Here is a 19,989-nt window from a genome sequence, read left to right as displayed (position 1 = left end):
GGTGGGGGGGGGGGGGGGGGGGGGGGGGGTGGGGCGGGGGGGCGGGGGGGGGGGGGGGGGGGGGGGGGGGCGCCGGGGTGTGCGCGGCCCCCAAAAACCACCCCCCGGCACGATTCTGCCCTAATCGGCAGGCCGGTCAGGAATCGCTGGCGAACAGCTTGAGCACCGGGACGCCCACCTCGTGCCGGGCCCGGGAGGCCCAGTCGCGGTGGAAGAACTCCTCGACGAAGTGCGGCGAGGTGAGCACCAGCACCTCGTCGGCCCGGTTCTCCTCGACCACCTCGCGCAGCCGGACCAGCGGGTGCGCCTCCACCACCTCGCCGACCGCCTCGGCCCCGGCGCGCTGCAGGTGGCGCAGGCTGTGCTCCAGGGATTCGCCCGCCAGGGTGGGCGCGTCGTCGTCCTCGTCGTGCTCGTGCACGGCCCGGTCCAGATGGCCGAGGGCCACGTCGTCCAGGGCGCGGAGCAGTTCGTCCTGCTTGCCGCGGGGTTGCATCAGGACGACGAAGGAGACCTTCTCCTCGCCGTGGAGTGTCGTGACCAGCTCCACGTCGGCGTCGGAGAGTGCCTTCTCGATCATCAGTACGGTCTTGAACACGTGAGTCCCTTCGCTGGTACGGGCCCCCGGGTCCGGCTCAGATCCCCTTGGTCCATAGTGCCCGGAGGAAGGATTCCTCACGCTGCACACGCGCCACACGGATCACATGATCCACATCGGTCAGGATGCGTCTCCGGTGAGGTCGTGGTCGTTCGGGGATCGGTCCGGATCGGTCGCTCGCAGATAGCGGGTGAAGAGGAAACCTTTCTGCTCGATCAATGACACCAGCCGCATCGGGCGGACGTGGGCAATTTGCGGGCCGTTCACGATCCTCGGTGAATCACCCGCAGTCACCAGGGGGGCCACCGACAGGCACAATTCGTCGAGCAGGCCCTCCGCCGCGAGCTGGCCGAGCAGGCGGGGGCCGCCCTCCGAGAGCTGTCGGCGCCAACCACGCTCCGTGAGCGCGGCCACCGCGCGGGGGAGGTCCACCGACCCCGTTCCTGCGGTGATCACATCGGCTCGTTCGGCGGTCCTGGCGAGCTTGTCGGGCGGCGCGTCGACCGTGGTGACCACCACGGTGGGCACCAGCGGCTCGGTGAACAGCGGGGCCGACAGGTCCAGGTCCAGGCTGCGGGTCACCACCGCGATCACCGGGGCCGGCAGCTGGCCCGCCGCGGCCCGGCGCTCCGCGAAATCGGCCCGGGCCCGCCCCGGCCGGTAGCCCTCGGCCCGGACGGTCTCCGCGCCCACCAGGACCACGTCGCAGAGCGCCCGCAGCACCCCGAAGATCCGCTTGTCCGCCTCGCTGGACAGACCCTCGGAGAGGCCGTCCAGCCGGGCCGCCCCGTCCAGCGAGGTCACCATGTTCGCCCGCAGCCACCGCCCCCCGTCCGGGTAGGCGTACGCCTCGGCCAGCCACTCCAAGGTGCCGGGGGTGCCGGGGGCGCCGGGAAGGTCGGGGGTCCCGCCGATCAGTTGCCGCATGCCGCTCAGCTGCTCCATGCCTCCAGAGTCTGTCAGCCCGGCCGGCCGGGCCGTCCGGGGAGCCCGGACCCGCCTCGCAGCTCCGGGCCACCCGCTCGCGTACCCTGTTGTTCCGTGTCTGCTGCTGCCTCGGAGTCCGATATTCACACCGCGATAGCCCTGACCGATCGGCGTCCGGTGGTCCCGGCCGAGCGGCTGGTGGCCGAGATGGTGCCGCCCCCCCGCTTCGCCGGGGTGAGTTTCGGCAGCTACCTGCCCGACCCCGCGCAGCCCAGCCAGTACGAGGCCGTCCAGGTCCTGGAGTCCTTCGCGGCCACCCTGAACGGCGCCGCCGAACCGCCGAAGCGCGGCTGGTTCCGGCGCGCCGCACCGGTGCCCGCCGGCCCGGCCGGGGTCTACCTGGACGGCGGCTACGGCGTCGGCAAGACCCACCTGCTGGCCTCGCTCTGGCACGCCGTCCCGGGCCCGAAGGCGTTCGGCACCTTCGTCGAACTGACCAACCTGGTCGGCGCGCTGACCTTCCAGGGCGCGGTCCGCACGCTCTCCTCGCACCGGCTGCTGTGCATCGACGAGTTCGAGCTCGACGACCCGGGCGACACCGTGCTGGTCTCCACCCTGCTCGGCAAGCTGGTGGAGAACGGCGTCAAGCTCTGCGCCACCTCCAACACGCTGCCCGAGAAGCTCGGCGAGGGCCGGTTCGCCGCCGCCGACTTCATGCGCGAGATCCAGGGCCTGTCCGCGCACTTCCGCCCGATCCGGATCGACGGCCAGGACTACCGCCACCGCGGCCTGCCCGACGCCCCGCCGCCGTACACCGACGCCGAGGTCACCGCCCGCGCGGCGGGCACCCCGGGCGCCTCGCTGGACGACTTCGGCGCCCTGCTGGAGCACCTCAAGGAGGTGCACCCGAGCCGCTACGGCGCCCTGCTGGACGAGGTCGGCGCGGTATTCCTGCGCGGGGTCCGGCAGGTCGACGACCAGGCGACCGCGCTGCGCCTGGTGGTGCTGGCCGACCGGATGTACGACCGGGAGCTGCCGATCACCGCCTCCGGCGTGCCGTTCGACCAGGTGTTCACCGAGGAGATGCTGCGCGGCGGCTACCGCAAGAAGTACCTGCGCGCGGTCTCCCGCCTGGTCGCGCTGGCCCGCGACTCCGCCAAGTAGTGCCGCAGGCTCAGCCGTACAGGGCCGGGTCCGGCTCGGTGCCCCAGGGCAGTACCGGGCAGCCCCCGTGCGTCAGCCCGTCCGGCGCCCGCCCGTCGGTCCGGGCGATCAGCAGTTCGTAGCTGTCGGTCCCGCTGAACACCGTCAGCAGCGCGCAGCCGAGGCCGGTCAGCACGCCGGACAGGTGGTCGAGTCGGCGGACCAGCAGGTCGCCGCGCGCCGGCGCCGGGTCGTCCGCGGCGGCGCGCCGGACGGCGGTGTCGTCGACGGCGGACGGGTCTGCCCCGAGGGCCCGGGCCCGCCCGGCGGCGAAGGCGGCCAGCTGGCCGGGCTCGTCCTCGCCGCTCCAGTCCAGCACGAGGAGCACCGCGTCGACGTCCGCCCCGGCGGCCCGCTCGGCGGCGGTGAGGACCAGTTCTGCCAGCTCTGTCATGCCGGGGACGCTAGCAAGGCCCGCCGACAGGGCCGGATCGGCCGCGGAGTGTCGGTGCTCCGCCGTACGGTGGGGGCGTGCGTCCCCACACGAGTATTGAGCGGTCCGTGGCGCCCTTCGAGGTCGTCAGTCCCTTCCAGCCCAGTGGCGACCAGCCGGCGGCCATCGCCGAGCTGGAGCGCCGCATCCGCGCCGGCGAGAAGGACGTCGTCCTGCTCGGCGCGACCGGCACCGGCAAGTCGGCCACCACGGCCTGGATGATCGAGAAGCTCCAGCGCCCCACCCTGGTGATGGCGCCGAACAAGACGCTGGCGGCCCAGCTGGCCAACGAGTTCCGCGAGCTGCTGCCGAACAACGCGGTCGAGTACTTCGTCTCGTACTACGACTACTACCAGCCCGAGGCGTACGTCCCGCAGACGGACACCTACATCGAGAAGGACTCCTCGATCAACGAGGAGGTCGAGCGGCTGCGCCACTCCGCCACCAACAGCCTGCTCACCCGGCGGGACGTCGTGGTGGTCGCCTCGGTCTCCTGCATCTACGGCCTCGGCACCCCGCAGGAGTACGTCGACCGGATGGTCCGGCTGAAGGTCGGCGAGGAGGTCGACCGGGACGCGCTGCTCCGCCGCTTCGTGGACATCCAGTACACCCGCAACGACCTGGCCTTCACCCGCGGCACCTTCCGGGTCCGCGGCGACACCGTCGAGATCTTCCCGGTGTACGAGGAACTCGCGATCCGGATCGAGATGTTCGGCGACGAGATCGAGGCGCTGTACACGCTGCACCCGCTGACCGGCGAGGTGATCAGCCAGGACGAGTCGATCCACGTCTTCCCCGCCTCGCACTACGTGGCCGGCCCGGAGCGGATGGAACGGGCGATCAACGGCATCGAGGCCGAGCTGGAGCAGTCGCTGGCCCGGATGGAGAAGCAGGGCAAGCTGCTGGAGGCCCAGCGGCTGCGGATGCGCACCACCTACGACATCGAGATGCTCCGCCAGATCGGCACCTGCTCCGGCGTGGAGAACTACTCGATGCACTTCGACGGCCGCGAGCCCGGCTCGCCGCCGAACACCCTGCTCGACTACTTCCCCGAGGACTTCCTGCTCGTCATCGACGAGTCGCACGTGACGGTCCCGCAGATCGGCGCGATGTACGAGGGCGACGCCTCGCGCAAGCGCACCCTGGTCGAGCACGGCTTCCGGCTGCCCTCGGCGATGGACAACCGCCCGCTGAAGTGGGAGGAGTTCCAGCAGCGGATCGACCAGACCGTCTACCTGTCGGCCACCCCCGGCAAGTACGAACTCGCCCGCGGCGACGGCCAGGTGGAGCAGATCATCCGCCCGACCGGCCTGATCGACCCCGAGGTGATCGTCAAGCCCACCGAGGGCCAGATCGACGACCTGGTGCACGAGATCCGGCAGCGGGTGGAGAAGGACGAGCGGGTCCTGGTCACCACCCTCACCAAGAAGATGGCCGAGGACCTCACCGACTACTTCCTCGGCCTCGACATCCGGGTCCGCTACCTGCACAGCGACGTCGACACGCTGCGCCGGATCGAGCTGCTGCGCGAGCTGCGGGCCGGCGAGTACGACGTGCTGGTCGGCATCAACCTGCTCCGCGAGGGCCTGGACCTGCCCGAGGTCTCGCTGGTCGCGATCCTGGACGCCGACAAGGAGGGCTTCCTGCGCTCCGGCACCTCGCTGATCCAGACCATCGGCCGCGCGGCGCGCAACGTCTCCGGCCAGGTGCACATGTACGCCGACCGGATCACCCCGGCGATGGACCTGGCGATCGGCGAGACCAACCGCCGGCGCGTCGTCCAGCAGGCGTACAACGAGGAGCACGGGATCGACCCGCAGCCGCTCCGGAAGAAGATCGGCGACCTGCTCTCCACCATGACGGCGGAGGACGTCGACACCGAGGAGCTGCTCGCCACCGGCTACCGGCAGCAGGGCAAGGGCCGGGCCCCCGTCCCGGCGCTGGGCATCGAGCGCAAGCCGGCCAAGAGCCTGCCCGCGGCCGAACTCGCCCAGCTGGTGCAGGACATGACGGACCGGATGCACGCCGCCGCGGCCGAGCTGCAGTTCGAGGTGGCGGCCCGGCTGCGGGACGAGGTGAAGGAGCTCAAGCGCGAGCTGCGCCAGATGCGCGAGGCCGGAATGGCCTGATCCGGCGCCGGGCGGCGCCGGAAACCGCCGTTGTGTCGTGGTTCTGCCACAGTCCCGCCGTCCCGGGCCGGGGCGGCGGGGCGGCGGCGTAGGCTGGGGCGCGGTCGGAGTGCGGCCGTCCGGCGTTCCCGGCCCGACCGGGGCGCGGTGAGTTCCGGGGAAGCACCCGGAGGAAGCAGAGGTCGGCAGCGTGTCCGTGAACCTGGCCAAGGGCCAGAGCGTGAGCCTGTTGAAGTCCACCGGCGAGACTCTGACCGTGGTCCGGATGGGCCTCGGGTGGAAGTCCGCCCCCGGCAAGCGCGGCTTCTTCAGCCGCCGCCCCAAGGAGATCGACCTCGACGCGTCCGCCCTGCTGTACGACGGCAAGGTGATGAGCGACGTGGTGTTCTTCTCCCACCTGGTCAGCAACGACGGGTCGGTCCAGCACACCGGCGACAACCTGGTCGGCGGCGCGGGCGCGGGCGAGGACGACGAGAGCATCGTGGTCGACCTGACCAAGGTGCCCCGCCGGGTCACCCAGATCGTCTTCACCGTCAGCTCGTACACCGGCCAGAACTTCCTGGAGGTGCAGAACGCGCACTGCCGGCTGGTCGACGAGACCACCGGCAAGGAGCTGGCCCGCTACGAGCTGACCGGCGGCGGCGCCCACACCGGCCAGATCATGGCCAAGGTCGAACGGGACGGCGACGGCTGGAAGATGACCGCGATCGGCGCCCCCGCCACCGGCCGCACCTTCCGCGACATGCTGCCGTTCATCGAGCCCTTCCTGTAAAGGGCCGTCGAGCAAAGGAAGTTCTTTACCTTCTTTACCAAACCTTGGGCTTCCTGTTAACCTTCAGGGAGCGGAGGGGAGTATTCCCCGTTCAGTGTCCCCGTCATCACGGGCGCCCCCAGCGGCGTCCCGGGGCGCTGGTCGTGCGGCACCGGGGAGTGTCGCGCGGCGGAAGAGACCTCCGGCAAGTGACGATGTTGTTCGCCTACCTGCCGGAGGAGCAGTAGTGGACGTTTCCGTGGGCCTGTGGACCGGCACCATCGCGGTGCTGGTCGCCCTGATCGTGGCTGATTTCTTCATCGGCGGTCGCAAACCGCACGAGGTCTCCGTCAAGGAGGCCGGGATCTGGACGGCCGTCTGGATCGTGCTCGCCGCGCTGTTCGGCGGATTCCTCTGGTGGTACGGCGGCGGGAAGCCGGCCGGCGAGTTCTTCGCGGGCTACATCACCGAGAAGTCGCTCAGCGTCGACAACCTGTTCGTCTTCATCCTGATCATGGGCAAGTTCGCGGTGCCCCGGATCTACCAGCAGCGCGTACTGATGTTCGGCGTGATCATCGCCCTGGTGCTGCGGGCGGTCTTCATCGCCGGCGGCGCGGCCCTGGTCAGCCAGTTCTCCTGGGTGTTCTACATCTTCGGCGCCTTCCTGGTCTGGACGGCCTGGAAGCTGATCAAGGAGGCCCGGGCCGACGAGGAGGAGGAGGAGTTCGAGGAGAACCGCCTGCTCAAGTCGATCGAGAAGCGCTTCCCCTCCACCGACCGCTACCACGGCACCAAGCTGATCGTCCGGGAGAACGGCCGTCGGCTGATGACCCCGATGCTGATCGTGATGCTCGCCATCGGCACCACCGACGTGCTGTTCGCGCTCGACTCGATCCCGGCGATCTTCGGCCTCACCCAGGACCCGTACATCGTCTTCACCGCCAACGCCTTCGCGCTGATGGGCCTGCGCCAGCTGTACTTCCTGATCGGCGGCCTGCTGAAGAAGCTGGTCCACCTCTCCTACGGCCTGTCGGTGATCCTCGGCTTCATCGGCGTCAAGCTGGTGCTGCACGCCCTGCACGAGAGCGGCGTGCACGTCCCGGAGATCGGCATCCCGTTCTCGCTCGGCTTCATCCTGCTGACCCTCGCGGTCACCACCGTCACCAGCCTGGTCGCGGCGAAGAAGCAGGCCGCCGAGCAGCCGGAGAAGATCGACGCCTGACCCGCCCGCGAGGGCCCCGCCGGAACCGTCCGGCGGGGCCCTCGCACGTGCCGCGGCCGCGCGCCGCGGCGGGTCACCAGCCGCGCTCGCGCCACTCCGCCAGGTGCGGGCGCTCGGCGCCCAGCGTGGTGTCGTTGCCGTGGCCCGGGTAGACCCAGGTCTCGTCCGGGAGGACGTCGAACAGCTTCTCGTTGACGTCCCGGAAGAGTGAGTCGAAGGCCGCCGGGTCGTTCCAGGTGTTGCCCACGCCGCCCGGGAAGAGGCAGTCGCCGGTGAACACGTGCGGGTGGCCCTGCGGGTCGTCGTAGACCAGCACGATCGCGCCCGGGGTGTGGCCGACCAGGTGGCGGACCGTCAGCTCGATCCGCCCGATCCGGAGCACCGAGCCGTCCTCCAGCGGGACGTCGGTGGGCACCTCGATGCCCTCGGCGTCGATCCGCCCGGCCGCCGTCCGGGCCCCGGTGGCGGCGACCACCTCGCCCAGCGCCTCCCAGTGGTCGCGGTGCCGGTGCGTGGTCACCACCATCGCCAGCCGGTTGCCGACCGTCTCCAGCAGCACCGGCGCGTCCGCGGCCGCGTCGATCAGCAACTGCTCGTCGGTGGCCCGGCAGCGCAGCAGGTAGGCGTTGTTGTCGTACGGGCCGACCGCGACCTTGGTGACGATCAGGTGCGCCAGCTCCCGCACGTCCGGCGCGCCGCCGACCTTCACCGCTCCGTGGTACGTCATCACGCCGCTCCTCGCTGCCGCTGCCGTCGGGTCTCCGTCGATCCCGGCCATCATCCCATCGGGGGGAGCCGCGGCAGCGCGCTGCGCGGGTCGACCAGGCCCTCGCCGGCCCGGTGGACCTGGAGGCCGTCGCCGTCGGAGCGGCCGGAGAGCCAGCCGGTGAGCGCCCGCACCGGGCCCTCGACGGTCAGCTCCGGCTCGGCGTCCGGGGCGCCGAGCCGGGCCTCCAGGCCGGCGTCCTCGGCGACCAGGCGGACGGCCGGGAGGCCGTCCAGCGCGCCGAAGTGCCCGCCCAGGCGGCGGAACTCGGCGGTGGCGAAGTCCTCCGGCCAGTGCGCCGGGGTGTAGCCGGCGTTCAGGTCGACGTGGTGGTACTCCAGCTCGGCCAGCCGCTTCACCGGCAGCTGCCAGGCCGGGAAGACGTAGCCGGAGCGGTGCTTGACCTCGGCGCTCCAGTCCGCCGGGTCGAGCAGCGCGGCGGCGTCCAGGAAGCGCTGCTGGCTGTCCCGGACGTCGGCGAGCTGCTCGGCGAGCGGCCGACCGGCGCCGGCCTCGATGTCGGCGTCCCGGGCCTCGGCGCTCGGGTACTGCGGGATGTCCTGCCCGGTGCGGGCGCCGTTCAGCAGGTTGACCAGCGAGTCGGCGTTGCGGGCGAGATGCGTGAGCACGTGGCCGCGGGTCCAGCCGGGCAGGCCGGAGGGGGCGGGCACCTCCTCCGGGCGCAGCTCGCGGAGGGTGTGCAGGAGCAGGTCGGTGCTCTCGGCGGTGGCCCGCAGCTGGGCCGCTGCGGTGCTGGAGTCGCTCATCGGAGGCCTTTCCCGAGGTTCGGTGGAGCGGGTCCGGTCCCGGCCCGGGCGTTGCCCGGGCCGGTTGTCAGTCGTTGACGCTACCGTCGGGCGCGGGTGCCGTTCACCCGTCCGGGTGCTCCCCGGTGGACAGCTCATGATTCGAACGAATGAGTCAGTACGCTGGCGGGCGCATCCTGGAAGAAGCACATCCACTCTCCCCTTCGACCCGGAGAAAGGCGCCAGAAGCAGTGGCAGACCGCCTCGTCGTCCGTGGTGCACGCGAGCACAACCTCAAGAACGTCTCGCTCGACCTGCCCCGGGATTCCCTCATCGTCTTCACGGGCCTCTCCGGGTCCGGCAAGTCCTCGCTGGCCTTCGACACGATCTTCGCGGAGGGCCAGCGGCGCTACGTCGAGTCGCTGTCCTCCTACGCCCGGCAGTTCCTCGGGCAGATGGACAAGCCCGACGTCGACTTCATCGAGGGCCTCTCCCCGGCCGTCTCGATCGACCAGAAGTCCACCAACCGCAACCCGCGCTCCACCGTCGGCACCATCACCGAGGTGTACGACTACCTGCGCCTGCTGTTCGCCCGGATCGGCAAGCCGCACTGCCCGCACTGCGGGCGCCCGATCGCCCGGCAGTCGCCGCAGGCGATCGTCGACAAGGTGCTGGAGCTGCCCGAGGGCACCCGGTTCCAGGTGCTCAGCCCGGTGGTCCGGGAGCGCAAGGGCGAGTTCGTCGACCTCTTCGCCGACCTGCAGTCCAAGGGCTACGCCCGGGCCCGGGTGGACGGGCAGACCGTCCAGCTGACCGAGCCGCCGACGCTCAAGAAGCAGGAGAAGCACACCATCGAGGTGGTCGTCGACCGCCTCGCCGTGAAGTCCTCGGCCAAGCGCCGGCTCACCGACTCGGTGGAGACCGCGCTCAAGCTGGCCGGCGGCATGGTGGTGCTCGACTTCGTCGACCTCCCGGAGGACGACCCCGAGCGCGAGCGGATGTACTCCGAGCACCTCTACTGCCCGTACGACGACGTGTCGTTCGAGGAGCTGGAGCCGCGCTCGTTCTCCTTCAACTCCCCGTTCGGCGCCTGCCCGGACTGCTCGGGCCTGGGCAACCGGATGGAGGTCGACCCGGAGCTGATCGTCCCCGACGAGGAGAAGACGCTCGACGAGGGCGCCATCCACCCCTGGTCGCAGGGCGCCACCAAGGAGTACTTCCAGCGGCTGGTCGACGCGCTCGCCGGCGAGCTGGGCTTCCGCACCGACATCCCGTGGGCCGGGCTGCCGGTCCGGGCGAAGAAGGCCCTGCTGTACGGGCACAAGACGCAGGTCGAGGTCCGCTACCGCAACCGCTACGGCCGGGAGCGCTCGTACACCACCGCCTTCGAGGGCGCCGTCCCGTTCGTGACGCGCCGGCACTCCGAGTCGGAGAGCGACGCGGGCCGCGAGCGCTTCGAGGGCTACATGCGCGAGGTGCCCTGCCCGACCTGCAAGGGCAACCGGCTCAAGCCGGTGGTGCTCGCCGTCACGGTGATGGAGAAGTCCATCGCCGAGGTCTCGGCGATGTCGATCAACGACTGCGCGGACTTCCTGGGCGCGCTGCGGCTCGACCGCCGCGACAAGCAGATCGCCGAGCGGGTGCTGAAGGAGGTGCTGGAGCGGCTGCGCTTCCTGGTCGACGTCGGCCTGGACTACCTGTCGCTGAACCGCGCGGCCGGCACCCTGTCCGGCGGCGAGGCCCAGCGCATCCGGCTGGCCACCCAGATCGGCTCCGGCCTGGTCGGCGTGCTGTACGTGCTGGACGAGCCGTCCATCGGCCTGCACCAGCGCGACAACCACCGCCTGATCGAGACCCTGGTCCGGCTGCGGGACATCGGCAACACCCTGATCGTCGTCGAGCACGACGAGGACACCATCAAGACCGCCGACTGGATCGTCGACATCGGCCCCGGCGCCGGCGAGCACGGCGGCAAGGTGGTGCACTCCGGCTCGCTGCAGGAACTGCTCGGCAACGACGAGTCGCTGACCGGCCAGTACCTGTCCGGCAAGCGCAGCATCCCGATCCCGGCGACCCGCCGCCCGCGCGACAAGAAGCGCCAGATCGTGGTGCACGGCGCCCGCGAGCACAACCTCAAGGACGTCTCGGTCGCCTTCCCGCTCGGCACCTTCACCGCCGTCACGGGCGTCTCCGGCTCCGGCAAGTCCACGCTGGTCAACGACATCCTGTACGCGCACCTGGCCCGCGAGCTGAACGGCGCCCGCAGCGTCCCCGGCCGGCACACCCGGATCACCGGCACCGACCAGGTCGACAAGGTGGTGCACGTCGACCAGTCACCGATCGGCCGCACCCCGCGCTCCAACCCGGCCACCTACACCGGCGTCTTCGACCACGTGCGCAAGCTGTTCGCGGAGACCCAGGAGGCCAAGGTCCGCGGCTACCTGCCCGGCCGGTTCTCGTTCAACGTCAAGGGCGGCCGCTGCGAGAACTGCTCCGGCGACGGCACCATCAAGATCGAGATGAACTTCCTGCCGGACGTCTACGTCCCCTGCGAGGTCTGCCACGGCGACCGCTACAACCGGGAGACGCTGGAGGTCCACTACAAGGGCAAGTCCATCGCCGAGGTGCTGAACATGCCGATCGAGGAGGCGCTCGACTTCTTCGAGGCCGTCCCCGCCATCGCCCGGCACCTGAAGACCCTCAAGGAGGTCGGCCTCGGCTACGTCCGGCTCGGCCAGCCCGCCACCACGCTCTCCGGCGGCGAGGCCCAGCGCGTCAAGCTCTCCGCCGAACTCCAGAAGCGCTCCACCGGGCGGACGGTCTACGTCCTCGACGAGCCCACCACCGGCCTGCACTTCGAGGACATCAGCAAGCTGATCAAGGTGCTGGAGGGCCTGGTCGACAAGGGCAACACCGTCATCGTCATCGAGCACAACCTCGACGTCATCAAGACCGCCGACTGGCTGGTCGACATGGGCCCCGAGGGCGGCTCCGGCGGCGGCTCGGTCGTGATCGAGGGCACCCCGGAGGAGGTCGCGGCCTGCACCGCCAGCCACACCGGCAAGTTCCTCCGCGACATCCTGCCGAACGTCTCCGACGCGACGCCCGCGAAGCGCCGGAAGAAGCAGTAGCGGCACGGCAGTTCCGCCCGGGGAGCCACCAGCGCGCTCCCCGGGCGGACTCATTCCCGCGTGCTAGGTTGCTGCGGCCGTTCCCCGCTTCCGAGGAGTCCACGTGACCGAGCCCGTCGCCTCTCGCCGTACCGTCCTGTGCTGCGCCGCCGTCGCGCTGGCCGGCGCCACGGCGGCCGGCTGCTCCTCCGCCGCGTCCACCACCGGGTCCTCCTCCAACGGCGCCGGGGAGCCCAAGGACACCGGCAAGCCGGCCACCCAGGCCGCCCCGGTCGACCTCGGGCCCGCCGCGGACGTCCCGGTCGGCGGCGGCAAGGTGTACCGGGAACAGGCCGTCGTGGTGACCCAGCCGACCGCCGGCGAGTACAAGGCGTTCGGCGCCAAGTGCACCCACGCGGGCTGCCTGGTCAACGGCGTGGAGAAGCAGCAGATCCAGTGCCTCTGCCACGGCAGCCGGTTCGGCATCACCGACGGCGCCGTCCAGGACGGCCCCGCGCCGAAGCCGCTGCCCGCGTACAAGGTCGCCGTGCAGAACGGCAACCTGCAGGTCACCAAGGGCTGACCGGCACGGGGCCCGGCCCCTGCCCGCACCCCCGTGCCGGGCAGGGGACCGGGCGCCCCGCGCTCCCCGCCCAGCATCGCGGCCCGGCCGCCCCGCCACCAAGAGCATTCAGCCCTGCCTTAAGGGTCGCTGGACCGCGCCCGCCCCCGCAGGCCAGAATCGGCACCGCCGGAGGCGGGCACGACGGGGGGAGCGGGACGGGTGGCGCTGCGCATCCACTTCACGGCGCAGGACCTCGCCCGGGTCCGGGTCGCGCCGACCGCCGGGCCGCTCGCCGAGGCGTTCCACGGCCTGGAGATCCTGGCCCACTGCGGCACCGCCCTGCCGTTCCGGCCCTGGCGCGCCGCACTGCCCGGCCGGCTCGACGGGGCGTGCCGCCCGCTGTGGTCGCTGCTGCCGCAGAGCGGCCCCTCGCTGGACCTGATCGGCCTGGCCGGCACCGACCCGTCCGCCGAGGCCGGGCTGGAGGCGCTGCTCGGCGTCGCCGACGAGGTGCTCCGGCTCGAACTGCTGCACATCGACGCCCCGGCGGCCGACCGGGTCTGGTTGGGCGAGCTGATGGACGGCGACCTGGCGGCCCGCCGGGTGCTCGCCGACTCGCTCGCCGCCGCCCACCGGGACCTGATCGCCCCGCACTGGGGCCGGATGCGGGCGCACCTGGACGCCTTCCGGACGGACTGCGCCCGCACCGTCCTGGACGGCGGGGTGGAGCGCCTGCTGGAGACCCTCTGCCCGCCGGTGGTCCGCTGGAGCCCCCCGGTGCTGGAGGTCGGCTCCTACCGCCCGGTCGAGGTGCACCTCGACGGGCGCGGCCTGGTGATCGCCCCGATGGTCTTCCTGACCGGCCGCCCCCAGCTGCTCACCGACGTCGCCGACGAGGCCGCCGCGCCGGTCCTGGCGGTGCCCACCGTCCGCGACCCGCTGGCCGCGGCCGCGCTGTGGGGCGGCGAGCGCGGGGGCGGCGCGTCCCTGGCGGCGCTGCTCGGCCGGACCAGGGCGGCCGCCCTGGAGCTGGTCACCGACGGCTGCAGCACCACCGAGCTGGCCCGCCGCCTCGACGTCTCCCCGGCCGCCGCCAGCCAGCACGCCACCGTGCTGCGCAACGCCCGGCTGATCACCACCCGCCGCCGCGGCGGCGCGGTGCTGCACACCATCACCCCGCTCGGCACCGACCTGCTGGCCCGGAGCGGCGCCGCCGGGTGACCCGCGCGGCGCGTTGATCGTCCGAGCCGCGGAACCGGCCACGGACCGTCACTGCGAGTCGGTACGGTAGGGACATGGCTGACCCGTCCACCTACCGTCCGGCGCCGGGCGCGATCCCGCCCTCGCCCGGGGTGTACAAGTTCCGTGACGCGCACGGGCGGGTCATCTACGTCGGGAAGGCGAAGAGCCTGCGCCAGCGGCTCGCCTCGTACTTCCAGGACGTGGCCAACCTGCACCCGCGCACCGCGACGATGGTGACCACCGCGGCGTCCGTGGAGTGGACGGTGGTGTCCACCGAGGTCGAGGCGCTCCAGCTGGAGTACTCCTGGATCAAGGAGTTCGACCCGCGGTTCAACGTCAAGTACCGGGACGACAAGAGCTACCCGGAGCTGGCCGTCACCCTGAACGAGGAGTACCCCCGGGTCCAGGTGATGCGCGGGGCGCACAAGAAGGGCGTGCGCTACTTCGGGCCGTACGGGCACGCCTGGGCGATCCGCGAGACGGTCGACCTGATGCTCCGGGTGTTCCCGGTCCGGACGTGCTCCAACGGCGTCTTCCAGCGCGCCCGCCAGGTCGGCCGCCCCTGCCTGCTGGGCTACATCGGCAAGTGCGCGGCGCCCTGCGTGGGCCGGGTGACCGCCGCCGAGCACCGCGAACTCGCCGAGGAGTTCTGCGACTTCATGGCCGGCCGGACGGGCGGGCAGCTGCGCCGGCTGGAGCAGCAGATGCAGCAGGCCGCCGAGGACATGGAGTACGAGAAGGCCGCCCGGCTGCGCGACGACCTGGGCGCGCTGCGGCGCGCGATGGAGAAGAACGCGGTGGTGCTGGGCGACGGCACCGACGCCGACCTGCTGGCCGTCGCCGAGGACGAGTTCGAAGCGGCCGTGCAGATCTTCCACGTCCGCGGCGGCCGGGTCCGCGGCCAGCGCGGCTGGGTCACCGACAAGGTCGAGGACGTCGACACCGCCGGCCTGGTCGAGCACGCACTCCAGCAGCTGTACGGCGCGGGCACCGGGCAGGTCCCGCGCGAGGTGCTGGTCCCGGTGCTGCCCGAGGAGGCCGTGCACGCCTGGCTGACCGGCCTGCGCGGCGCCCAGGTCGACCTGCGGGTCCCGCAGCGCGGCGACAAGAAGGACCTGATGGAGACGGTCCGGCGGAACGCCCAGCAGGCGCTGGCGCTGCACAAGACCCGCCGCGCCTCCGACCTGACCACCCGCAGCCGCGCCCTCCAGGAGATCGCCGACGCGCTGGAGCTGGACTCGGCGCCGCTGCGGATCGAGTGCTTCGACATCTCGCACCTGCAGGGCGAGGACGTGGTCGCCTCGATGGTGGTGTTCGAGGACGGCCTGGCCCGCAAGAGCGAGTACCGGCGCTTCCAGGTCAAGTCCTTCGAGGGCCAGGACGACGTCCGCTCGATGCACGAGGTGATCACCCGCCGGTTCCGCCGCTACCTGCAGGAGCGCGAGCGGACCGGCGAGTGGGCGGTCCCCGAGGAGGCGCCCGAGGACGGGGACGCGCTCACCGACGAGAACGGCCGCCCCAAGCGCTTCGCCTACCCGCCGCAGCTGCTGGTCGTCGACGGCGGGCAGCCGCAGGTCGCCGCCGCCGCCCGCGCGCTGGCCGAACTGGGCATCGACGACGTCGCGGTCTGCGGCCTGGCCAAGCGGCTGGAGGAGGTGTGGCTGCCCGGGCAGGACGACCCGGTGGTGCTGCCGCGCTCCAGCGAGGGCCTGTACCTGCTCCAGCGGGTCCGCGACGAGGCGCACCGCTTCGCCATCACCTACCAGCGCGCCAAGCGCGCCAAGCGGCTCACGGCGGGGGAGCTGGACTCCGTCCCCGGCCTCGGCGAGACTCGCCGCCGGGCCCTGCTCAAGCACTTCGGTTCGCTGAAGAAGCTGCGGGCGGCCACGGTCGACGAGCTGTGCGAGGTCCCCGGGATCGGGCGCCGCACCGCGGAGACTGTTGCCGCGGCCTTGGCCTCCCGTACACCCGCCGCTTTCGCGGTCAACACCGCGACCGGCGAGATCATCGAAGACAGCACCGCCACAGCAGTACCGAGAAGCGGGGAAGAGACGTGACTGTGTCCAACGGGGGAGAAGACACCCCCGAGCTGGTGATCATCTCCGGCATGTCCGGGGCGGGGCGGTCCACCGCCGCGAAGTGCCTGGAGGACCTCGGCTGGTTCGTGGTGGACAACCTGCCGCCCGCGCTGATCCCGACCATGGTCGACCTGGGCGCGCGCTCGCAGGGCGCGGTCCCGCGGATCGGCGTGGTGGTCGACGTCCGCGGCCGGACGTTCTTCGACGACCTGCTGACCTCGCTGGAGGAGCTGGAGAAGCGCGGCGTCCGGCTCCGGGTGGTCTTCCTGGACTCCTCCGACGACGCGCTGGTGCGCCGCTTCGAGAACGTCCGCCGCCCGCACCCGCTGCAGGGCGACGGCCGGATCGTCGACGGCATCGCCCAGGAGCGCGAACTGCTGCGCGAACTGCGCGGCGAGGCCGACCTGGTGGTCGACACCTCCAACCTCAACGTGCACCAGCTGCGCGCCAAGATGGACGCCCAGTTCGCCGGCCAGGACGAGCCCGAACTGCGCGCCACCGTGATGTCCTTCGGCTTCAAGTACGGCCTGCCGGTCGACGCCGACCTGGTGGTGGACTGCCGCTTCCTGCCCAACCCGCACTGGGTGCCGGAGCTGCGGGCCCGTACCGGAACCGACCCCGACGTGGCAGAGTACGTGTTCCAGCAGCCCGGGGCGCAGCCGTTCCTGGACGGCTACGCCGACCTGCTCCGGATCATCGCCGAGGGCTACCGCCGCGAGGGCAAGCGCTACATGACGCTTGCCGTAGGCTGCACCGGGGGCAAGCACCGCAGCGTGGCGATGTCCGAGCAGCTGACCAAGCGACTGATCGCGGACGGCGTCGAAACGGTGCTGGTCCACCGCGACATGGGCCGGGAGTGACGGCCGGGGACCCACCGGTCCCCGCCACCACCGCCGGCCGGGCACGAGACAGGAACATGGGGTCGGCGTGACGGTATACGGGCCACCGCGGCAGCAGCTCCAGCACCGGACTGCCGAGCGGCCACCCCGTCGGGCACCACGCATCACCGCGCTCGGCGGCGGCCAGGGCCTGTCCGCCTCGCTGTCCGCGCTGCGCCGGCTCACCAACGAGCTCACCGCGGTGGTCACCGTCGCCGACGACGGCGGCTCCAGCGGGCGGCTGCGCGCCGAGCTCGGCGTGCTGCCGCCCGGCGACCTGCGCAAGGCGCTGGCCGCGCTGTGCGGCGACGACGACTGGGGCCGCACCTGGTCCGAGGTGATCCAGCAGCGCTTCGCCGGCACCGGCGAGCTGGGCGGCCACGCCGTCGGCAACCTGCTGATCGTGGCGCTCTGGGAGAAGCTCGGCGACCCGGTCGAGGCGCTGAACTGGGTCGGCCGGCTGCTGAACGTCCAGGGCCGGGTGCTGCCGATGTCCGCCGTCCCGCTCGACATCGAGGCCCGGGTCCGCGGCCACGACCCGCTGCGCCCCGCCGAGGTGACGGCGGTGCGCGGCCAGGCCGCGGTGGCGGTCACGCCCGGCACCGTGCAGTCGATCCGGCTGCTGCCGGACGAGCCGCCGGCCGTCCCGGAGGCGGTCGCGGCCGTGCTGGAGGCGGACTGGGTGGTGCTCGGCCCCGGCTCCTGGTTCACCAGCGTGCTGCCGCACCTGCTGGTCCCGGAGCTGGCCAAGGCGCTCACCGGCACCCGGGCCCGCCGGCTGCTGACCCTCAACCTGGCCCCGCAGCCCGGCGAGACCGAGGGCTTCACCCCGCAGCGCCACCTGGAGGTGATCGCCGACCACGCCCCCGGCCTGGCGGTGGACGCGATCCTGGTGGACGAGCGCGCGGTCAGCGGCGGCGCCTTCGGCGTCGCCGACCTGGCCGGCCTGGAACAGGCCGCCGCCCGGATGGGAGCCGCACTGGTGCTCGACCGGGTGGCCCGCGACGACGGCACCCCGCGACACGACGCGGAGCTCTTGGCCGCCGCGTACGACCGGATTTTCCGGACTCATGGAAGGATCGGCCCATGGCGATGACGGCAGCGGTGAAAGACGAGATCTCCCGGCTTCCCGTCACCCGTGCCTGCTGCCGCAAGGCGGAGGTCTCGGCGATCCTGCGCTTCGCGGGCGGACTGCACATTGTGAGCGGCCGCATCGTGATCGAGGCGGAGCTGGACACCGGCATTGCGGCACGGCGGCTGCGCAAGGACCTCCTGGAGATCTTCGGACACTCCTCGGATCTGGTGGTGATGGCCCCCGGCGGGCTGCGACGCGGCAGCCGGTACGTGGTGCGGGTGGTGAAGGACGGCGAGCTGCTGGCCCGGCAGACCGGGCTGGTGGACGGACGCGGACGGCCGATCCGGGGCCTGCCCCCGGCGGTGGTCTCCGGCGCGACCTGCGACGCGGAGGCCGCCTGGCGGGGCGCGTTCCTGGCGCACGGCTCGCTCACCGAGCCCGGGCGCTCCTCCTCGCTGGAGATCACCTGCCCCGGCTCGGAGGCGGCCCTCGCCCTGGTCGGCGCGGCCCGCCGGCTCGGCATCCCGGCCAAGGCCCGCGAGGTGCGCGGCGTCGACCGGGTGGTGATCCGCGACGGCGACGCGATCGGCGCGCTGCTCACCCGCCTCGGCGCGCACGAGTCGGTGCTGGCCTGGGAGGAGCGCCGGATGCGCCGCGAGGTCCGGGCCACCGCCAACCGGCTGGCCAACTTCGACGACGCCAACCTGCGCCGCTCGGCCCGCGCCGCGGTCGCGGCCGGCGCCCGGGTGCAGCGCGCCCTGGAGATCCTCGGCGAGGAGGTGCCCGAGCACCTGGCCGCGGCCGGCGCGCTGCGGATGCAGCACAAGCAGGCCTCGCTGGAGGAGCTGGGCGCGCTCGCCGACCCGCCGCTGACCAAGGACGCGGTGGCCGGCCGGATCCGCCGCCTGCTGGCGATGGCGGACAAGCGGGCCGGCGAGCTCGGCCTGCCCAACACCGAGGCCAACCTGACCGAGGAGATGGCCCTGAGCTGACGGTTCGTCAACCGTCCGTACACACCCGGAAGGGGCGTGCGGTCCCCGTCCGCGACGGGGCCGCCCGCCCCTTTCCGCCGTAGGGACCGTTGCGCCCTACCGGTGAGGCGATGTGCCTTGCCACACTTGGGGGAGGTAGGGTCAGCAGTGGTCGGGGAAAACCCAAAATTTCACCCCCGTCGGGCTCCGGCCCGGCGTACCTAAGAGGAGATCGGTTCGTGACGATCCGGGTAGGCATCAACGGGTTCGGCCGCATCGGCCGCAACTTCTTCCGCGCGGTCAAGGCCCAGGGCGCGGACATCGAGATCGTCGGTGTCAACGACCTGACGGACACCAAGACCCTCGCGCACCTGCTCAAGTACGACACCACTCTCGGTACCTTCCCCGGCGAGGTCTCGCACACCGAGGACAGCATCACCGTCGACGGTCACACCTTCAAGGTCACCGCCGAGCGCGACCCCGCCAACCTTCCCTGGGCCGAGCTGGGCGCCGACATCGTCGTCGAGTCCACCGGCATCTTCACCAAGGCCGATGCTGCGAAGAAGCACATCACCGCCGGTGCGAAGAAGGTCATCATCTCCGCGCCCGCCAGCGACGAGGACATCACCATCGTCCTCGGCGTCAACGAGGACAAGTACGACGCGGCGGCGCACGACATCATCTCCAACGCCTCCTGCACCACCAACTGCGTGGCGCCGATGGCGAAGGTCCTGCACGAGAACTTCGGCATCGTCAAGGGCCTGATGACGACCGTGCACGCCTTCACCAACGACCAGGTCACCCTGGACTTCCCGCACAAGGACCTGCGTCGCGCCCGCGCCGCCTCGCAGAACATCATCCCGACCTCGACGGGCGCCGCCAAGGCCACCGCCCTGGTCCTGCCGGAGCTCAAGGGCAAGCTGGACGGCACCTCGCTGCGCGTCCCGGTCCCGACCGGCTCGATCACCGACCTGGTGGTCACCCTGGAGCGCGAGGTCACCAAGGACGAGGTCAACGCCGCGTTCCAGAAGGCCGCCCAGGAGGGCCCGCTCAAGGGCTACCTGGCGTACACCGAGGACCCGATCGTCTCCTCGGACATCGTGAACGACCCGCACTCCTGCATCTTCGACTCGCAGCTGACGATGGTTCAGGGCAACCAGGTCAAGGTGCTCGGCTGGTACGACAACGAGTTCGGCTACTCGAACCGCCTCGTCAACCTGGTCTCCCTGGTGGGCGACCAGCTCTGATCCCAGCGGTAGCTGACGTGCGGTAAGGGGCAGGGCCCGGACGGCGGT

17 protein-coding genes are annotated in these 19,989 nt (G+C 71.9%); 12 read left to right on the top strand and 5 right to left on the bottom strand.

What is annotated here, in order from left to right:
- Positions 1–136: 136 nt before the first annotated feature.
- Together ACIQBJ_RS28745 and ACIQBJ_RS28740 are read right to left on the bottom strand one after the other, a co-directional pair.
- Positions 137–598: an indole-3-glycerol phosphate synthase gene (locus ACIQBJ_RS28745; RefSeq protein WP_400716202.1), complete on the bottom strand. Its 462-nt coding sequence runs from the start codon at positions 596–598 to the stop codon at positions 137–139.
- Positions 599–718: 120 nt separating this feature from the next.
- The gene (locus ACIQBJ_RS28740) at positions 719–1,525 is read right to left on the bottom strand and encodes a pyrimidine reductase family protein (protein WP_400716344.1); all 807 of its coding nucleotides are present in this window, start codon (positions 1,523–1,525) and stop codon (positions 719–721) included.
- A 207-nt stretch (positions 1,526–1,732) separates the two neighbouring features.
- On the opposite strand from ACIQBJ_RS28740, the gene zapE reads away from it, so the two are divergent.
- A complete protein-coding gene (zapE, locus tag ACIQBJ_RS28735; RefSeq protein ID WP_400716342.1) occupies positions 1,733–2,689 on the top strand; it encodes a cell division protein ZapE in 957 nt (318 codons plus the stop codon).
- 10 nt (positions 2,690–2,699) lie between these two features.
- On the opposite strand, the gene ACIQBJ_RS28730 is transcribed toward zapE, so the two are convergent.
- Positions 2,700–3,122, bottom strand: a complete 423-nt coding sequence (locus tag ACIQBJ_RS28730; protein ID WP_400716200.1) for a hypothetical protein — start codon at positions 3,120–3,122, stop codon at positions 2,700–2,702.
- A 77-nt stretch (positions 3,123–3,199) separates the two neighbouring features.
- On the opposite strand from ACIQBJ_RS28730, the gene uvrB reads away from it, so the two are divergent.
- The 3 genes from uvrB (at position 3,200) to ACIQBJ_RS28715 (ending at position 7,263) form a co-directional block, all read left to right on the top strand.
- Positions 3,200–5,290, top strand: coding sequence for an excinuclease ABC subunit UvrB (gene uvrB / locus ACIQBJ_RS28725; protein ID WP_400716198.1), 2,091 nt, complete (start codon positions 3,200–3,202; stop codon positions 5,288–5,290).
- Between the two features lie 190 nt (positions 5,291–5,480).
- Positions 5,481–6,062 carry a TerD family protein gene (locus ACIQBJ_RS28720; RefSeq protein WP_400716196.1) on the top strand — a complete coding sequence of 194 codons (582 nt, stop codon included), beginning with the start codon at positions 5,481–5,483 and terminating at the stop codon, positions 6,060–6,062.
- A 226-nt stretch (positions 6,063–6,288) separates the two neighbouring features.
- Positions 6,289–7,263, top strand: a complete 975-nt coding sequence (locus ACIQBJ_RS28715) for a TerC family protein (protein WP_400716194.1) — start codon at positions 6,289–6,291, stop codon at positions 7,261–7,263.
- Between the two features lie 73 nt (positions 7,264–7,336).
- Here ACIQBJ_RS28715 and ACIQBJ_RS28710 read toward each other — a convergent pair whose 3' ends face one another.
- Positions 7,337–7,990 (bottom strand): MBL fold metallo-hydrolase, encoded by a 654-nt coding sequence (locus ACIQBJ_RS28710; protein ID WP_400716192.1) that lies wholly within the window; start codon positions 7,988–7,990, stop codon positions 7,337–7,339.
- A 50-nt stretch (positions 7,991–8,040) separates the two neighbouring features.
- Positions 8,041–8,796: a maleylpyruvate isomerase family mycothiol-dependent enzyme gene (locus ACIQBJ_RS28705; protein WP_400716190.1), complete on the bottom strand. Its 756-nt coding sequence runs from the start codon at positions 8,794–8,796 to the stop codon at positions 8,041–8,043.
- Positions 8,797–9,026: 230 nt separating this feature from the next.
- On the opposite strand from ACIQBJ_RS28705, the gene uvrA reads away from it, so the two are divergent.
- From uvrA to gap, 8 genes are all read left to right on the top strand, one after another.
- Positions 9,027–11,906 (top strand): excinuclease ABC subunit UvrA, encoded by a 2,880-nt coding sequence (gene uvrA, locus ACIQBJ_RS28700; protein WP_400716188.1) that lies wholly within the window; start codon positions 9,027–9,029, stop codon positions 11,904–11,906.
- A gap of 103 nt (positions 11,907–12,009) precedes the next feature.
- Positions 12,010–12,468 (top strand): Rieske (2Fe-2S) protein, encoded by a 459-nt coding sequence (locus ACIQBJ_RS28695; protein WP_400716186.1) that lies wholly within the window; start codon positions 12,010–12,012, stop codon positions 12,466–12,468.
- Between the two features lie 201 nt (positions 12,469–12,669).
- Positions 12,670–13,671, top strand: coding sequence for an ArsR/SmtB family transcription factor (locus ACIQBJ_RS28690; RefSeq protein ID WP_400716184.1), 1,002 nt, complete (start codon positions 12,670–12,672; stop codon positions 13,669–13,671).
- A 74-nt stretch (positions 13,672–13,745) separates the two neighbouring features.
- Entirely contained in the window at positions 13,746–15,749 is a 2,004-nt protein-coding gene (gene uvrC / locus ACIQBJ_RS28685; protein ID WP_400716182.1) for an excinuclease ABC subunit UvrC, read from the top strand.
- A 2-nt stretch (positions 15,750–15,751) separates the two neighbouring features.
- The gene (gene rapZ / locus ACIQBJ_RS28680) at positions 15,752–16,630 is read left to right on the top strand and encodes an RNase adapter RapZ (RefSeq protein ID WP_400716340.1); all 879 of its coding nucleotides are present in this window, start codon (positions 15,752–15,754) and stop codon (positions 16,628–16,630) included.
- A gap of 67 nt (positions 16,631–16,697) precedes the next feature.
- Positions 16,698–17,744 (top strand): uridine diphosphate-N-acetylglucosamine-binding protein YvcK, encoded by a 1,047-nt coding sequence (yvcK, locus tag ACIQBJ_RS28675; RefSeq protein WP_400716180.1) that lies wholly within the window; start codon positions 16,698–16,700, stop codon positions 17,742–17,744.
- The gene (whiA, locus tag ACIQBJ_RS28670) at positions 17,735–18,715 is read left to right on the top strand and encodes a DNA-binding protein WhiA (RefSeq protein WP_400716178.1); all 981 of its coding nucleotides are present in this window, start codon (positions 17,735–17,737) and stop codon (positions 18,713–18,715) included. The genes yvcK and whiA overlap by 10 nt, the downstream gene beginning before the upstream one ends.
- 218 nt (positions 18,716–18,933) lie before the next feature.
- Positions 18,934–19,941, top strand: a complete 1,008-nt coding sequence (gene gap / locus ACIQBJ_RS28665) for a type I glyceraldehyde-3-phosphate dehydrogenase (RefSeq protein WP_400716176.1) — start codon at positions 18,934–18,936, stop codon at positions 19,939–19,941.
- Positions 19,942–19,989: the final 48 nt, after the last annotated feature.

The sequence above is a fragment of the Kitasatospora sp. NPDC088391 genome, assembly GCF_044753345.1.
Classification (GTDB): Bacteria; Actinomycetota; Actinomycetes; order Streptomycetales; family Streptomycetaceae; genus Kitasatospora.
The sequence above is the reverse complement of the archived record's forward strand: the minus strand, read 5'-3'. Positions and strand labels throughout refer to the sequence as shown.

What these genes read in the sequence shown, in the direction of transcription:
- ACIQBJ_RS28730 (WP_400716200.1), bottom strand. Translation starts at nt 3,122, where the DNA reads ATGACAGAGCTGGCAGAACTGGTCCTCACCGCCGCCGAGCGGGCCGCC.
- uvrC (WP_400716182.1), top strand. Translation starts at nt 13,746, where the DNA reads ATGGCTGACCCGTCCACCTACCGTCCGGCGCCGGGCGCGATCCCGCCC.
- ACIQBJ_RS28705 (WP_400716190.1), bottom strand. Translation starts at nt 8,796, where the DNA reads ATGAGCGACTCCAGCACCGCAGCGGCCCAGCTGCGGGCCACCGCCGAG.
- zapE (WP_400716342.1), top strand. Translation starts at nt 1,733, where the DNA reads ATGGTGCCGCCCCCCCGCTTCGCCGGGGTGAGTTTCGGCAGCTACCTG.
- whiA (WP_400716178.1), top strand. Translation starts at nt 17,735, where the DNA reads ATGGCGATGACGGCAGCGGTGAAAGACGAGATCTCCCGGCTTCCCGTC.
- ACIQBJ_RS28710 (WP_400716192.1), bottom strand. Translation starts at nt 7,990, where the DNA reads ATGACGTACCACGGAGCGGTGAAGGTCGGCGGCGCGCCGGACGTGCGG.
- ACIQBJ_RS28740 (WP_400716344.1), bottom strand. Translation starts at nt 1,525, where the DNA reads ATGCGGCAACTGATCGGCGGGACCCCCGACCTTCCCGGCGCCCCCGGC.